Raw genomic sequence first — 16,287 nt, forward strand, 5'->3', positions numbered from 1 at the left:
GGCTCCGTTTCCTAACGCCTTCCTAGATATCTGCAATGATCAAATGTTATAAGGAGACTGAAATAGCTGAGGTGGATAAAGGTCACCCAGATCAAGATCTCGACATGCTTTATCCAGTAGAACAGTCAATTGTTGCAACTCTTCTGCCGAAAGAACCTGCTCAAAATGACGCACCGCGGCCTGATACACTCTTGGCTCCTCTTGTTTTAACGTCATCGCTTTTGTAGTGGGAAGGAGTCTTTGCGCCCTTGCGTCCTCAGAACAAGGCTGTCTTGAAAGATAACCACGTTTCTCTAGCTTACTGATCATGCTGCTAGCTGAAGCCTTACTCACTTGCATAAGTTCAGCCAACTCAGTCAAACGCAACCCCGTCTCGCTCCAAGCCAACAAAATATAGACGTATTGCAACTCGCTGTTTGTCAACTCAAGATGGTCGTTATGCTGGGCTCGTTCACGCCATTGATTCCAGAGATGCCACTCTAGTCGCTGCAAGCTGGGTCGTATATCCATAGAAACTCTCTAAATATAGGCAATATCAATATTAGTTAGTCTAACTAACTTAATGATTAAGGTAAAGTAAACAACAGCCCAAAGAACGAAATACTAAGAGCTGATGAAGTCTGCATACGATTTTTTAGACACAAAGAAGGAATGAAAGCGTAACCTAAGACACGCTTTCGTCAAAAATACACCTTAGACCTCGAAAGAGTCACTCGCTTTCACAAATGACGCCTGACCATGACACTAAACTTTGCGTAACACCACCGAACCCACAGAGTAACCAGCACCAAACGAACTCAGCAAACACAAATCGCCTGAATCTAATCCATCACGATAGCGCTCAAATGCAATGATCGACGCTGCGGAACTCGTGTTACCAAACTCATGCAAAATGGTTGGCGCTTCATCTTGCGTAGGATCACGCCCGAGTACCTTACGCGCGATAAGACTGTTCATATTGATGTTAGCCTGGTGCAGCCATAATCGACGAAGATCCGACGGCGGCAGCTTGAGCAAATTCAAATGGTCCAGAATGAGATCTGCCACCATCGGCACCACATCTTTGAAAACCTTTCGCCCCTGCTGCACAAAATAGGTATCCGGTGCATCCAAGGAGCGATCTTCACACTTAGTCAGGAAACCAAAGTTATTGCGGATGTTGTTTGAAAAGGCGGTTTTTAGGCGTGTTCCCAGTATACGAAACTGTCGCGGACTGTGTGCCGCATCCTCTGGTTCAACAATCATCGCCGTACAGGCATCACCAAAAATAAAATGGCTGTCGCGGTCGCGGTAATTCAAATGTGCCGAACAAATTTCGGGATTCACCACCAACACACGCGAAGCACTGCCCGCTTGCAGAGTATTATCCGCCAATTGCAGAGCAAATGTAGCAGACGAGCAGGCAACGTTCATATCAAAGGCAAAACCGCCTGCCCCCAATGCCTGCTGGACTTCAATTGCCACTGCAGGGTAGGCACGCTGCAAATTGGAGCAGGCAACAATCACGCAATCCAGATCAGCGCCTGACAAACCTGCTTCATCCAACGCCAACTGAGCAGCCTTCACGGCCATTTCAGCTTGTAGACTCAGGCTGTCATTGGCTCGTGGTGCAACATAGGGTTTCATCCGCTTTGGATCAAGAATCCCTTGTTTATCGATTACATAGCGGCTAAGAATACCCGACGCTTTGTCAATAAATGCCGTCGATGAGGGCTGCAACTCTGTCAGCTCACCTTGCGCTATATCCGCACTGTTCTGCTCGTTGTAGTCAGCTACAAAACGGTTAAACGATTCCACCAATTCATCATTATTGATGGTATCGATAGGCGTATACAGTCCTACACCACTAATTACAGTATTCAAACAAGGCACTCCGAGTAAAATGGCTATCAAACACGCCTATCTGTCTTTTCAGGGCAAAGCGCTTATGCATTCTGCTGCATGTTTCAGGCTAAATCCAGCCTCCCTTCAACAGGACTCTCTAAAATGATCTTGCACTCCTACTCAACACCGATTTATGTGCATTTCGATATCGAGTACTGGGCTCACCCGCAAGGCGAGGATTGGCATACCCTTCCGACATGGTATCATAGCGAAGCCACCGCCTCCCAACCCAATTCTGAGCCTTTATGCATACAACTGCTTTGCCTATTGATGACGTTATTCCGAAACTCTGTGAATCACTGCAAACACCTGGTGTTGTATTATTAAGCGCAGAGCCCGGCGCAGGTAAAACCACGCGTGTGCCTTTAGCTTTATTAGATGCGCCTTGGCTGGTTGGTAAACGTATTGTAATGCTCGAACCCAGGCGTGTTGCTGCGCGTAATGCGGCGCTGTTCATGGCACAACAATGCGGGGAATCGGTTGGAGAAACAGTCGGCTATCGTATTCGTTTAGATGCAAAAATTAGCCAAAAAACCCGCATTGAAGTTGTCACAGAAGGTATTTTAACGCGCTTACTTCAAGACGACCCTGAGTTAACAGGCGTAGGGCTGGTTATTTTTGATGAGTTCCATGAGCGCAATTTACAATCGGATCTTGCGCTTGCTCTGGTGCACCATAGTCAACAGATCTTGCGTCCTGACCTCCGCATATTAATCATGTCGGCCACATTAGATGTGCAAACACTCACATCCGCTTTAGATGCGCCTTTAATCCAAAGCAAGGGACGCAGCTTTCCAGTCAGTGTGCATTACCAACCACCCCTGAATACTCAAATATCACTGATTGATCATTGCGCTCAGGTTGTCCGTCAGGCATTGACCCATGAAGGGGATATTTTAGTGTTCCTTCCCGGTGTGAGGGAGATTAATCAATTGCAAAATGCCCTAAGCAACCTAGCCAATGACATTCAAGTCCTTCCCCTGCACGCGCAACTGAGTAACAAAGCGCAAGAGATCGCATTAAAACCCGCCGCCACAGGACAACGAAAAATCATCCTAGCAACAAACATCGCCGAAAGCTCCATTACCTTAGATGGGGTTCGAGTTGTCATAGACAGCGGATTAGAAAGGCGTAGCGTATTTCATGTTAGCAGCGGTTTGAATGAGCTGAAAACACGTCGTATATCACGGGCATCTGCGGAGCAACGCTGTGGTAGAGCGGGTCGACAAGCGGCTGGGGTTTGCTATCGCTTATGGCCAGAAAGCACGCATGAGCGCTTAGATGCACACATTCGCGCTGATATTTTAGAGGCCGACCTAGCCCCCTTACTAATAGAGCTCTTACGTTGGGGAGCCGAACCGTCAGAACTCTTTTGGCTAACCCCTCCTCCCTTAGCAGCCTTACAGCAAGCACGAGATCTCTTGCAACAATTAGGACTGATCACACAGGATCAACTACGCTTAACAGAACAGGGCTTAGCTTGTGCACGCTTAGGCATTGAGCCACGCTGGGCACATGCGCTTATCTGCGCACAGAGCTTGGGTCTCGGAAAACTTGCATGCGATATTGTGGCTCTTATTCAAGAATGGCCAAACAGTCTGCGCAAAAGCGATGATTTAATACGCTTAATCGGTCAAGCGCGACAACACAACCTTTGGCAGCAACGAGTAGACCCCTTATCACGACGCTTATGGCAGCAACTCCAATCTCTGGCAATCTCAGTCTACCAAGAACATTTTGTCAGCGAAGACGCGCTACCTGCCGTATTGGTGGCCTTGGCATTTCCAGATCGAATCGCGCGTCGACGTGATCACAATCTGCATTTTCTGTTAAGCAATGGTCGAGGAGCTGAGCTCTTACCTCAATCGGACTTAGTATCTGCGGACTGGCTGGCCTGTGCGGATTTCAGTATCAATCAAACAACACGCATTCGCCTCGCGTGCGAAGTATCCGGCAATCACTTGGAATTACTGCAATCCTTGGCCCCGCAAATGTTCAATCAGCGTACTCAGATCGGTTGGCAAGAAAACGGGCAGCATCTTGCTCGCCGATCCTTATATTTAGGTGAGCTTCACATCAGCAGCGAGGCCTTGCCGGACCTAAGTGCAGAAGATTGGCAACAGGCTTGGAAAGACATTATTCATCAGCGTGGCATCAATTGCCTTCGCTGGTCGGAAGCTGCAGTCAACTTAAGAGCTCGGTTGAGCTTACTTCATGAATATGAAGGCAGTGCTTGGCCGGACGTCAGCGACACTGCCTTATTGGGTTCTATGTCTACTTGGCTGCTCCCCTTTTTAAATCATGCACGTCATCTACGCGACTTGGATAAAGTGGACACCTATTCAGCCTTACTCTGTTTATTAAGTTGGGAGCAACAGCAACAACTAAGTGAATTACTACCTCTTCAGATTAAAGTACCCAGCGGCTCAAACGTCACGATAGATTACGCACACAAACCACCCATTCTGGCCGTAAAATTACAAGAAATGTTCGGCTACGAAGGCCAACCCACGGTGCTAAACGGTCGTTTACCTTTATTAATACACTTATTATCACCCGCACGCCGCCCCTTACAGATCACGGGGGACCTCCCGCATTTTTGGCGGCATGCGTACACAGAGGTGCGTAAAGAAATGCGAGGACGCTATCCGAAACACCCTTGGCCTGAAAATCCACTCAGCGCGGAAGCCACCCGCTTAACAAAAGCGGCTATAGCACGGAAATGAGGCGTTTAATGGGCCATATCGATTAAACCAAAGAATAACAGAACATTTGCACTGACGCTTTGTCGGGCAAACTAAATAAAAAGTGTATTTAAAATACATCTTACTAAACGATAGTGATCGAGGACTAAGGCTAAACAAAGGGAGGATAAAAATAAGATGGTCGGAGTGGAGGGATTCGAACCCCCGACCCTCTGGTCCCAAACCAGATGCGCTACCAAACTGCGCTACACTCCGTGCCCGTGAAGACGGTGCGTACTATATGGCTATCGTACTTATAATGCAAGCACTTTTTAAACTTAATCGTTTAAATGGATCGACATCACACGTCCGGGCGATTCATCCGTCAGTAACCATAAACGCCCCTCTGCATCTTGACGTATGTCTCGAATTCGACGACCCAACCCTTTGAGCATCTGTTCAACCTCAACAACGGATTCAGGATTTTCAGCCGAATCAATCGATACACGAGACACCAAACGATGACTGAGCGCACCAGATAACAACTGTCCTTGCCATTCAGGAAAATCATCACCGGTGTAAAACGTCATACCACTGGGAGCTATTGAAGGCGTCCAATAGAGTAAAGGAGACTCCATTCCCGGAAGGGTTTGATGCGGCGAAATTGAAAATCCTGTGTAATTAATCCCATGTGTTGCTTTTGGCCAACCATAATTAAGGGACGCTTGAATCCGGTTGATCTCATCTCCCCCTCTTGGCCCATGCTCATGTGACCAGATGTCACCTGTTTCGGGATGCAGCACCAAGCCTTGTGGATTCCGATGCCCCCATGAATAGATCTCAGGTTTGGCTTGTGGGTTATCGACGAAGGGGTTGTCATCTGGAATTCGACCATCGTCATGCAGACGTATAATACTGCCAGCGTGGTCCGCCAGATCCTGCGCTCGATCCATTTCACCACGGTCCCCTACTGACAGGTATAAATAGCCAGCACGATCAAACAACAAACGCCCACCAAAATGACGCCCTCCTGAAGATCGAGGCAGCGCTTCAAAGATGTCTTCATGATCGGTAAGACGCCCATCTTGATAACGTGCACGGATCACGCGCGTCGTTAAACCTTCAGCGGTTCGATCCGAGAAAGATAAATACAACCAACGGTTTTCTTCGAAGTCAGGATGCAAGGCAAGGTCAAGCAAGCCACCCTGTCCAGAAGCCGCCACGTCAGGCACACCCTCAATCGGCCTTTCACGCAGCACTCCCGCTTCTATCAAACGCAAACGACCCGGTCGCTCCGTTACCAAGATCCCACCTTCAGGCAAAAATGCAAGAGACCATGGATTGACTAACCCATCCACATGAGTCTTCACGTTTAGCGAATAGAGGTCTGTCGAAAAACGATCATTACTCCAGCTTAAAGAAGAATACCCTCCTAAAGTTAAACAGACTAAAAGCGAACACGTCTTAAATTTCATCAAATTAGCTCCTGTTTTAACTACAATACGTCATCCAATCTCTGACAACTCAACTGCTTTTAAATTCAAACTGACTGGTCTACTATAGACCAACCTTAGACTTATGACTAAAAATGCTCATTGCTCAAACAAACGGAATATATGTCTTTCATTTCTAGAAAATAAAAATATAAAGGGCCGATTATGAACTCAAAGAACCTTCTAACTGCTCTAGCAGCCAGCTCCTTACTCCTTATCAGTGCCCCAACCTTCGCACAAGAAACACGCGAATTTTCAGTATCAACGGTTTTATCGGATGCTTTTCCTTGGGGACAAGCCGCCGTGAAATGGGCAGAACTCGTTGAAGAACGCTCAGAAGGACGCATGAAACTGACGATTTACCCAAATGCTCAGCTGGTCTCAGGAGACCAAACCCGTGAGTTTTCAGCTATGCGCAGTGGCATCATCGATATGGCCGTTGCCTCGACCATTAACTGGTCGCCTCAAGTCCCCGAACTTAACCTTTTCTCTCTGCCCTTTTTAATGCCAGACGAGGCCGCTATTGATGCCATCACTCAGGGTGAAGCTGGACAGGCTATTTTTGAAGCCATCGAGAAGCGTGGAGTCATTCCCCTTGCATGGGGTGAAAACGGTTTTCGCGAACTTTCCAACTCACGGGGCGCCATCAGTCAACCCGCTGATCTCAAGGGCCTAAAGGTTCGCGTCGTAGGCTCACCTTTATTTCTAGACACGTTTAATACGCTTGGGGCGAATCCAACCCAAATGAGCTGGGCAGATGCACAACCTGCTCTCACCACTGGAGCCGTTGATGGACAGGAAAACCCCTTGTCTGTTTTCGACGTTGCACGTATTGACCAAGTCGGACAAAAACACCTAACCCTATGGCGCTATATGGCTGACCCACTGGTATTTGGTGTTAACCAACGCGTTTGGAACTCGCTATCAACTGAAGACCAAACACTGTTGAAAGAGGCTGCAATTGAAGCCGGCGCGTGGGAAATTGCCAAATCGCGTGCTGAGCTGGTTGAAACACTCGAACGCATCAAAGAGCGCGGCGTTGAAGTCACCGAACTCACACCGGAACAACACGCTGCATTTGTCGATGCGACTGAGAGCGTCTACGAAAAATGGGTTCCGCGCATTGGACAAGACCTGTTTAACAAGGCTAAAGCCGCTGTAGACGCGCGTTAATTTAGTCTCTGGTATCTGAAGGAAGCCACAGATACCAGAGCTCATATATGGCTTGAACTCCCTTCATCATGTCAAACCCTAAATCAAGACCAGAATCCTGGATTGCGGCAATCGCCTTATCGGCTATTTGTTTAATCAGCCTCGGCAATGTTGTGGTTCGATATACCACCAACGCCTCCTTTGCTTTTACTGAAGAGTTTTCAGTTTTTTTACTGGTAGTGTTAACCTTTGCAGGTGCCGCCGTTGCTGCCCGCCAGAATGAACATATCCGCATCACCTTTATTGAAGACAAGCTTCCGTGGTTCTGGAGACGCATCCTACTCATCGCACAAGCCTTTTTTAGCATACTACTGCTCAGTCTGATAGTCTGGTACGGAGGGCTGCTCACCTATGAAGAGTATCAGTGGGAATCGCTTTCACCAGGGCTTGGCTACCCCACTTGGATCTATCTGATATGGCTGCCTATCCTATCGCTCGCGATGATACATCGATTGCTTCAAAGCCTGATTGAGCGCCTTAAGTTCGCCGACAAAGGAGCGGATCAATGAGTCCAGACTTAGTGATGTTGCTGGTCTTTGTGGGCATGATGCTCATGGGTGTTCCCGTCGCCTTCGCCTTGGGGCTCGGTGGCGCTGCAGGCATTCTTGTTGGCTTATCGCCCGACATGCTCGCAACACTGGGCACTAACACCTACAACAGCATTGCAAAATACCCTTTAATTGCTATTCCTCTCTTTATTTTAACGGGTCTGATTTTCGAACGTGCCGGAGTGGCCGCCAGCTTGGTTCGCTTTGCCCAATCCTTAATCGGGCCACGCCATGGTGGGTTAGCGCTCGTCGCTGTCATTGTCTGCTTAATCATGGGCGGTATGAGCGGATCAGGCCCAGCCGATGCCGCCGCCGTTGCCATGGTGATGTTACCCAGCATGACGAAAGCGGGCTATCCAAAACCGTTTTCGGCGTCTTTAATTGCGGCGTCCGCTTCCACTGCCATTCTAATCCCGCCGTCAATTGCCCTGATTTTATATTCGGTGGTGATGCCGGGGGTTGATCTTAGGGCTTTGTTTGCGGCTGGTTTATTTCCTGGCATATTAGCAGGCTTATCTTTACTCATTCCCGCTTGGTGGATGGCAAAGCGTCATGGCTGGGAACACCCTGACTCTGGCGAACGTCCACCCATTAAAGAAAGCTTTATTCAGGCCATCCCGGCGCTGTTTGCACCCGTTTTAATCTTGGGTGGTTTGCGCTCTGGGCTTTTTACCCCCACTGAAGCGGCTGTCGTCGCCGTCACCTATGGCTTCTTAATTGGTGTTTTTGTCTACAAGCAACTCAACTTCAACGCAATCGGTGCCTTGATGACCGATGCCGCACGCATTTCAGGCGTGGTCATGATCATCATCTCGCTCGCAGGAATCTTTGCATGGGCAGGCACGACCCTTGGAACCTTCAACAGCCTCGCCAATGCTTTACTCAGCCTATCCGATAACAGCTGGGTATTATTGCTTTTGATCATGCTCCTGGTCCTGATCGCGGGCATGTTTTTAGATGCCGTCTCTATCTATTTGATTATTACCCCGATCCTGATTCCGCTAGTGCATCACTTTGGCTGGAATCCGGTTTGGTTCGGCATTTTGCTGGCAATGAACATTGCCATAGGTCAGTTTACCCCGCCCGTCGCTGTCAATTTAATGGTCACGACCAAGGTTGCCGAGATAGGGCTGGAACGGACCTTTTTATGGGCCTTATTGTTTATGGTCACCATGTTCGTATCCTTATTATTGGTCATGCTCATTCCGGGTATTGCGCTTTGGCTGCCAGATAAGCTTGGATTTGTCGTCGGCCCTTGGTAAGTCAACCCTTTGGTTAAATCAACCGTCATTGGAGTCATGTAAATGGACATAATTGAGATTCAGCATCCAAGTTGCCATGCGCGTATCGCTTTGCAAGGCGCACAATTACTTGAATGGACACCCCATGGCTGCGATCACTCTCTTCTTTGGTGTACGCCAGACCAGTATTTCCAACCAGGGCGCGCCATACGTGGAGGCATCCCCATTTGCTGGCCTTGGTTTAATAAGCAAGGGCAGCCCTCACATGGATTCGCGCGTACTGAACGCTGGACTCTTTGCACGCAAGAGACACTGTCTGACCGAGTCATTGTTACCCTAGAGCTTAAAGACTCTGCGCACACACGTGAACTCTGGCCCCATTCTTTTCATTTACGCCTGACCCTATCACTCGGACAAGAGTGCCAGATTAACCTTAACATCGATTGCCAAGCTGCCAGCACAGGCGCACTTCATACCTATTTGAATGTAGGCGATGTTCAAAACACCCAAGTCAGTGGCTTAGGTTTGGCGTATTTCGACAGCCTCACGCAACAACAGGTTCAAATCGACGACCTTGATGCGCCTGCACTGCAGATTAACCAAGCGATTGATCGCATTTACACAACCCCCTTACCCCTATCCATCGTGAGAAGCCCCTTATTCCCAAGTGCGATTGAGGTTGAACATCAACATCACCAAGAAGTTGTTGTTTGGAATCCATGGCGGGAAGGCGCTCAATCTTTAAGCGATATGAACACAGACGACTTTCAGAAAATGCTGTGTGTGGAAACCGCGAGCATTTCACACCCCTTAGATACACAACTCACCATGAAACTTCGGCTTGCGGCTGATCACTAAGACAAAATAGAGGTAAATTTACTATTTTTATCAGAAAAAGATCCCTAAAAAGATAAAAGTATTGGTATATTTAACAAAATAATGATAAAAATTTACCTATCTTATTTCTGACCAATAATAACTAAAAGGATCTGCACTATGTCTCGAATTTACGAATCGGATGCATGGCAAACACTTCTGCAACGTGCCAATACAGCAAATCCGCCTCACCTGCGGGAGTTATTTGCGGCTGATCCAGAACGCTTTGACAAAATGTCACTTCGCGTGCAAAACATTCTTCTCGATTACTCAAAAAATCTGATTGACGACCAGACTCTAAACGACCTCTTGGACTTAGCGAATGAAGCCAAAGTCGATGATTGGCGTCGCCGGATGTTTCAAGGGGATCGCATCAACATCACCGAGGGGCGAGCCGTCCTTCACACCGCCTTGCGTAACAGGACGAATACACCTGTCTATGTTGATGGAAAAAATGTTATGCCTGCCGTTAACAATGAACTGGCTCGCATCAAGAAGTTTGTCAATCAGGTGCGCAGAGGTGAATGGCGCGGATACTCAGGCAAGCGCATTACCGATGTTGTGAACTTAGGCATTGGTGGGTCAGATCTCGGTCCGCGTATGGTTACCCAAGCCTTAAAACCCTATGCTGATGATCGCATTCGTGTCCATTTTGTCTCCAATGTTGACGGTGTGGAAATAGCCAATACGCTGCGCCCACTCAATCCTGAACGCGTGCTGTTTGTCGTTGCATCTAAAACCTTCACCACCAGCGAAACCATGACCAACGCGCACACGGCGCGTAACTGGCTGATGTCCTCCGCCTTCGATGAGCGTGCTGTTGCAAAGCACTTTATTGCCGTATCAAGCAACAAAGAAGCCATCAAGTCCTTCGGTATCAGCGCGGAAAACAGCTTTCAAATGTGGGACTGGGTCGGAGGGCGCTTTTCGCTTTGGTCGGCGATTGGCCTTCCCATCGCACTCTATTTAGCTTTAGCCAGTTCGAAGAGTTATTGACGGGCGCTCATGAGATGGACATACACTTCAGGGATGAACCGCTTGAAAAAAATGCCCCTGTATTAATGGCCCTAATCAGCATCTGGAACAGCACCTTTTTGGGCTACCAGTCCCAAGCAATTCTTCCGTATAACTGGCCACTGGCACGCTTTTCAGCCTATCTTCAGCAAGCGGAAATGGAAAGCAATGGCAAGTCTGTTAACCATAAAGGTGAAGTGGTTCCTCACACAACAGGGTCCATCATTTGGGGACAGCTCGGGATAGATGGCCAACACGCCTTTTATCAGTACTTGCATCAAAGCAACACCATCGTTCCTGCAGACTTTATTGGTTCTGTGGAAAGCAGCACCCCCGTTCCAGGTCATCATGAAAACCTGATGGCCAACTTTTTCGCCCAAACGGAAGCCTTGATGAACGGCATCACCGCAGAGGAAGTCAAAGAGGATTTGCGCAAGCAAGGCTTAGATGCGGATGAAATTGAGCGCTTGGTGCCTCATAAAATTCATAGTGGCAACCGACCCACGAACACCCTACTCTTACAACGTTTAGATCCGCGCACCCTTGGTGCATTGATCGCTCTTTATGAGCACAAGATTTTTGTTCAGGGCGTAATCTGGAATATTTGCTCATTTGATCAATGGGGTGTAGAACTGGGTAAAACGCTTGCTAAAAAAATACTTCCTGTCCTAACTGGGAAAATTGAAAATGCAGGCCACGACTCATCGACGAGCAACTTGATTCGCCATTTTCAAGAACAGCGAATCGTGTTGTCGCAGCAACAACCGGATCGAATCGATAAAGAGAACCGACATGATTAAGCGCAAAAAAATCATCATGCCTGCACGTAAGCGCATCGCACTGATCGCACACGACAACATGAAAATCGGCCTACTCGCTTGGGTCAAAAGCCACTTGGATCAACTTAAACAACATGAACTCTTTGCGACGGGCACCACTGGACACTTATTAAAAAGCCAATTGGGACTGGATGTGCAGGCCATGATCAGCGGCCCATTGGGCGGCGATCAACACATAGGCGCAATGCTGACAACCCAAAGCATCGACATGGTGATTTTCTTTTGGGACCCGTTTGAAGCCATGCCTCATGACCCCGATGTTAAAGCCCTGCTAAGACTGGCATCGGTCTGGAATGTCCCTGTCGCTTGCAATCGCACTACGGCGGACTTTTTAATCAGCTCACCACTGTTTTCAACAGCCCATTCCTACGAAATTCCAGACTACGAATCCTATCTACGCGAACGCACCCAAGCATAACGAAAAACCGCCTGCTCACTCATGCCATTTGACCGAATGAACAGGCGGAACGTTTATGAACATTACACAAGCGCTTGCCGAGTAAGCTTAACGAAACCACTAGACCTAACAAAACAGTAGATTTAACAAAACCAGCAGACTTAACGAATCGCAGCAGCGGCACCCAGCAACCCTGGATTCTCAGCCACACACAGCCAGACCGGTACCTTCTGCATGTAAGATTGAAAGCGCCCTTTCGACTCTAAACCTTCACGGAAAGGACTGGCTTTGAAGAAGTCCACCATGCGAGGCAAAATACCGCCACAGAGATAAATCCCCCTCTTGCCCCCATCATGAGCACGGCATCCCCTGCCACGGCACCCAGAATACGACAAAAGCGATTTAACACTTCTTGAGAAAAGACCTCTCCTTCTAAAGCCGCTTTAGAAATATCGGCAGGCGATCTATGCACAGGCGTGATCTGTTTGAAATCGGCCAATGCCGTATACAGACTCAACAAACCTTGACCACTCAGTATCCGCTCAACGGATACGCGCCCAAACACTTGGGTCAGATACGCCCAAACCGCTGCTTCAGCCGTATCGGTTGGGGCAAAACTGACATGCCCTCCTTCTGCGGCCAAGGCTTTCCACTGTCCGTTAAAGGGCACAAGCGCCGAAACACCTAACCCCGTACCAGGCCCTACGACCAAACGCGGCGCATCATCATCAGACTCACCACCCCCTATTTGAATCAAATCGGCGTCAGAAACCTCCAGCATCCCTAACGCCATGGCGGTAAAGTCATTTAACAGGGTCAGCTGCTTAAGATTCAATGCATTTGAGAGCTGATCGCGCGTAAACACCCAATGGTTATTGGTCATGCGCAGTTGTTCAACCTTAACAGGACAGGCCAGTGCAATACTGGCCTTATCCACATGCTCAATATCCAACTCTTTCAAATAGGCGTTCACAGCATGATCAATATTCTCGTAGTCTGCACACGCAAGCGTTTTAACCTGCTCTAACTGAACCTGCCCCTCCTTTACTAAAGCAAAGCGCGCATTGGTTCCACCAATATCTGCAACCAAAGCATACCGACTCATTTAAACCTCCGAATACAAAAAGACACTGGCGCCTTGCTCAGCATTACCGACATTATCACGCATCGGACTAAATAACTCTCGTCCCATGCCCATCATATGCGAAGCTCTCACGATAGGCTGGGCAACCTCTCTTTGCTCAGCAACTGAAGGATCGACCTTCCAGTCTAGCTGACCGGCTAATGCATCCAATCGAATAACATCCCCCGTTTGCACCTTCGCCAACACACCACCCTCAATCGCCTCAGGCCAGAGATGAATCGCAGCGGGCACTTTACCGGATGCACCCGACATACGTCCATCCGTCACTAAAGCCACTTTAAAGCCCCGGTCCTGCAGCGTACCCAAATAAGGTGTGAGCTTGTGTAATTCAGGCATACCAATCGCTTTCGGTCCTTGGAAACGAACCACAGCGACAAAGTCTCGCTCCAACTCACCACGATCAAACGCGGCCGCCAGTTCATCCTGATCTTCGAACACAATGGCGGGAGCCTCGACCACCTGATGCTCTTTCGCAACCGCGGACACCTTAATCACACAGCGTCCGAGATTTCCTTGCAGAACCTTAACACCGCCATCAGGGCTAAAGGGTGTTTCAAGAGGTGCTAGCACTTTGGAATCTAGAGATTCTGTAGGGCCCTCGCGCCAAACCAAACGTTGGTCTTCAAGGAAAGGCTCGGCAGTGTAGCGTGATAGGCCTTGCCCCATAACCGTCATCACATCTTCGTGCAAGAAACCACCGGCCAAGAGCTGACGAATAAGGAACGAAGTACCACCCGCCGCCTGGAAGTGATTAATATCGGCTTCACCGTTGGGGTAAACGCGCGCCAACAAAGGCACTGCTGCAGAAAGATCGGAAAAATCATCCCAATTGATAATAATGCCTGCTGCTCGCGCAATCGCAACAAAATGCAGGGTATGGTTGGTAGAGCCGCCACTGGCCAACAAGGCCACTAACCCGTTTACGATGGTTTTTTCATCAATGATTTCATACAGAGGTGTAAAGCGGCCATTTTCTTTTGTTAAACGAATGACCTGACGTGCCGCTTCTTTTGTCAGCTCATCTCTCAGTCCAGTACCCGGATTGATAAAGGAGGAGCCAGGCAGGTGCAAGCCCATGGTTTCAACAACCATTTGATTGGTATTTGCCGTTCCATAAAACGTACAGGTTCCCGCACTGTGGTACGAGTCGGATTCGCATTGGAGAAGCGCATCCCTACCCACCTTGCCTTCTGCATACAGCTGACGGATCTTTGCTTTCTCTTTGTTTGGAAGCCCTGAGACCATAGGACCAGCAGGAACAAATACAGTAGGCAGATGGCCAAAACGCAAAGCCGCCATTAATAAACCTGGAACAATTTTATCGCAAACACCTAGATACAATGCACAATCAAACATATTATGAGACAGCGCAATACCCGCTGACATAGCGATAACATCGCGACTAAACAGACTCAGTTCCATGCCCGCTTGCCCCTGAGTTACGCCATCACACATAGCGGGAACACCGCCAGCAACCTGTGCAACCGATCCCATCTCCCGTGCCGCTGCACGCAACATATCCGGGTAGCGCTCATAGGGCTGATGCGCTGACAGCATGTCATTGTAAGCCGTCACAATGCCGATATTCACCGCATTCATCAGCTTCAGCGCCTGCTTATCCTGAGGCTGGCAAGCCGCAAAGCCATGTGCAAGGTTGCCGCAGGACAATTGGCTGCGGTGCACCCCCTGCTCCTCGGCGCGCTTCATCTGATCGAGGTAGCGACTCCGGCTAAGCTTACTGCGCTCTTTAATACGTGCGGTTACGGCTTCAACATTTGCGTGCATAGAGATCACCACCTACTCTTATCATTATTCAATTAAGGCCATTCTATATCATTTTTTTAGTATTTTTACATATTTTTTAACGTAAAACCTGTAAAAATCTCATTTTAAGGAGTAATATTTACTTATAAAAAATATAAAATCCATAAAACAGCGAGGTACAAGACCATGACTATACGTGTTGCTATTAACGGCTTTGGCCGTATTGGCCGCAACATCCTTCGCGCTCTTTACGAAAACAACTACCGTGATCGAATTCAGGTCGTCGCTATCAATGATCTTGCGATGCCAGCATAAACGCCCATCTTTTCAAATACGATTCTGTCCATGGCACCTTTCCCGGCGACGTCAGTCATGATGAACATTCATTAACCGTCAATCACGACACCATTGCCATCAGCGCAATTCGCAATCCATCCGAACTTCCCTGGAAGTCACTCGATATTGACGTTGTTTATGAATGCACAGGTCTATTCACCCATCGCGATAAAGCCGCCGCCCACATTACAGCAGGCGCTAAAAAAGTGATTATTTCGGCACCCGGCACTGAGGTTGACGCCACTATCGTGTATGGCGTGAATCACTCAACATTACGCGCCTCCAATCAAATTATTTCAAACGCGTCATGCACAACGAACTGCTTAGCACCCATTGCTCAAGTATTGCAGCGTGAAATAGGAATTGAAAGCGGCTTAATGACCACGATTCACGCGTACACCAACGATCAAAATTTATCGGATGTGTATCACTCAGACCCTTATCGTGCTCGATCAGCGACCCAGTCCATGATTCCAACGAAAACAGGCGCCGCCGCCGCTGTTGGCTTAGTACTGCCAGAACTGGCGGGTAAATTTGATGGGATGGCTGTGCGCGTCCCCACCATCAATGTCTCCCTAGTCGACCTTACGATTATTGCGGAACGCAACACCACCAAAGACGAGATCAATCAACTGTTAAAAGCCGCCAGTGAAGATTCAAAAGTCTTAGGCTTTAACAGTGCTCCCTTAGTGTCTATAGATTTTAATCATAATCCTCTATCATCCATTTTCGATTCCACCCAGACTAAAGTGTCAGGCCGTTTAGTAAAAATCATGGCCTGGTACGACAACGAATGGGGCTTCTCAAACCGAATGCTAGACAACACGCTCGCACTTATGCAGGCCCCCGCCTGAG

Annotated in this window: 10 protein-coding genes, 1 tRNA gene and 3 pseudogenes; 8 read left to right on the top strand and 6 right to left on the bottom strand. The window is 48.5% G+C overall.

What is annotated here, in order from left to right; genetic code table 11:
- Nucleotides 1-39: 39 nt before the first annotated feature.
- Together D791_RS14190 and D791_RS14195 are read right to left on the bottom strand one after the other, a co-directional pair.
- Nucleotides 40-510, bottom strand: a complete 471-nt coding sequence (locus D791_RS14190) for a MarR family winged helix-turn-helix transcriptional regulator (RefSeq protein WP_036513021.1) — start codon at nucleotides 508-510, stop codon at nucleotides 40-42.
- A 234-nt stretch (nucleotides 511-744) separates the two neighbouring features.
- Nucleotides 745-1,863: a beta-ketoacyl-ACP synthase III gene (locus tag D791_RS14195; RefSeq protein WP_036513022.1), complete on the bottom strand. Its 1,119-nt coding sequence runs from the start codon at nucleotides 1,861-1,863 to the stop codon at nucleotides 745-747.
- 266 nt (nucleotides 1,864-2,129) lie between these two features.
- Between D791_RS14195 and hrpB the strand changes: the two genes are divergently transcribed.
- Nucleotides 2,130-4,610, top strand: coding sequence for an ATP-dependent helicase HrpB (hrpB, locus tag D791_RS14200; protein WP_036513024.1), 2,481 nt, complete (start codon nucleotides 2,130-2,132; stop codon nucleotides 4,608-4,610).
- Between the two features lie 157 nt (nucleotides 4,611-4,767).
- Here the strand turns inward: hrpB and D791_RS14205 are convergent.
- A tRNA-Pro gene (locus D791_RS14205) sits at nucleotides 4,768-4,844 on the bottom strand.
- A gap of 62 nt (nucleotides 4,845-4,906) precedes the next feature.
- A complete protein-coding gene (locus D791_RS14210; protein ID WP_036513026.1) occupies nucleotides 4,907-6,043 on the bottom strand; it encodes a PQQ-dependent sugar dehydrogenase in 1,137 nt (378 codons plus the stop codon).
- Nucleotides 6,044-6,226: 183 nt separating this feature from the next.
- Between D791_RS14210 and D791_RS14215 the strand changes: the two genes are divergently transcribed.
- The 6 genes and pseudogenes from D791_RS14215 to D791_RS14240 all read left to right on the top strand — a co-directional run bounded on the left by D791_RS14215 (nucleotide 6,227) and on the right by D791_RS14240 (nucleotide 12,209).
- Nucleotides 6,227-7,234, top strand: coding sequence for a DctP family TRAP transporter solute-binding subunit (locus D791_RS14215; RefSeq protein WP_036513029.1), 1,008 nt, complete (start codon nucleotides 6,227-6,229; stop codon nucleotides 7,232-7,234).
- Nucleotides 7,235-7,299: 65 nt separating this feature from the next.
- The gene (locus tag D791_RS14220) at nucleotides 7,300-7,782 is read left to right on the top strand and encodes a TRAP transporter small permease (RefSeq protein WP_202806882.1); all 483 of its coding nucleotides are present in this window, start codon (nucleotides 7,300-7,302) and stop codon (nucleotides 7,780-7,782) included.
- Nucleotides 7,779-9,083, top strand: coding sequence for a TRAP transporter large permease (locus tag D791_RS14225; RefSeq protein ID WP_036513035.1), 1,305 nt, complete (start codon nucleotides 7,779-7,781; stop codon nucleotides 9,081-9,083). Before D791_RS14220 ends, D791_RS14225 begins: the two co-directional genes overlap by 4 nt.
- A gap of 42 nt (nucleotides 9,084-9,125) precedes the next feature.
- Entirely contained in the window at nucleotides 9,126-9,920 is a 795-nt protein-coding gene (locus tag D791_RS14230) for a D-hexose-6-phosphate mutarotase (protein ID WP_051514552.1), read from the top strand.
- A 252-nt stretch (nucleotides 9,921-10,172) separates the two neighbouring features.
- Nucleotides 10,173-11,752: pseudogene (pgi, locus tag D791_RS14235) on the top strand (glucose-6-phosphate isomerase).
- On the top strand, nucleotides 11,745-12,209 hold the full coding sequence (locus D791_RS14240) for a methylglyoxal synthase (protein WP_036513037.1): 465 nt from the start codon (nucleotides 11,745-11,747) through the stop codon (nucleotides 12,207-12,209). The pseudogene pgi and the gene D791_RS14240 overlap by 8 nt, the downstream one beginning before the upstream one ends.
- A gap of 140 nt (nucleotides 12,210-12,349) precedes the next feature.
- Here D791_RS14240 and D791_RS14245 read toward each other — a convergent pair.
- Both D791_RS14245 and edd read right to left on the bottom strand, forming a co-directional pair.
- Nucleotides 12,350-13,293: pseudogene (locus D791_RS14245) on the bottom strand (glucokinase).
- Nucleotides 13,294-15,117: a phosphogluconate dehydratase gene (gene edd, locus D791_RS14250; RefSeq protein ID WP_036513040.1), complete on the bottom strand. Its 1,824-nt coding sequence runs from the start codon at nucleotides 15,115-15,117 to the stop codon at nucleotides 13,294-13,296.
- 165 nt (nucleotides 15,118-15,282) lie between these two features.
- Here edd and gap point away from each other — a divergent pair.
- Nucleotides 15,283-16,286 (top strand): annotated as a pseudogene (gene gap, locus D791_RS14255) (type I glyceraldehyde-3-phosphate dehydrogenase).
- Nucleotide 16,287: the final 1 nt, after the last annotated feature.

This window comes from Nitrincola nitratireducens (assembly GCF_000585235.1).
Lineage (GTDB): Bacteria > Pseudomonadota > Gammaproteobacteria > Pseudomonadales > Balneatricaceae > Nitrincola > Nitrincola alkalisediminis.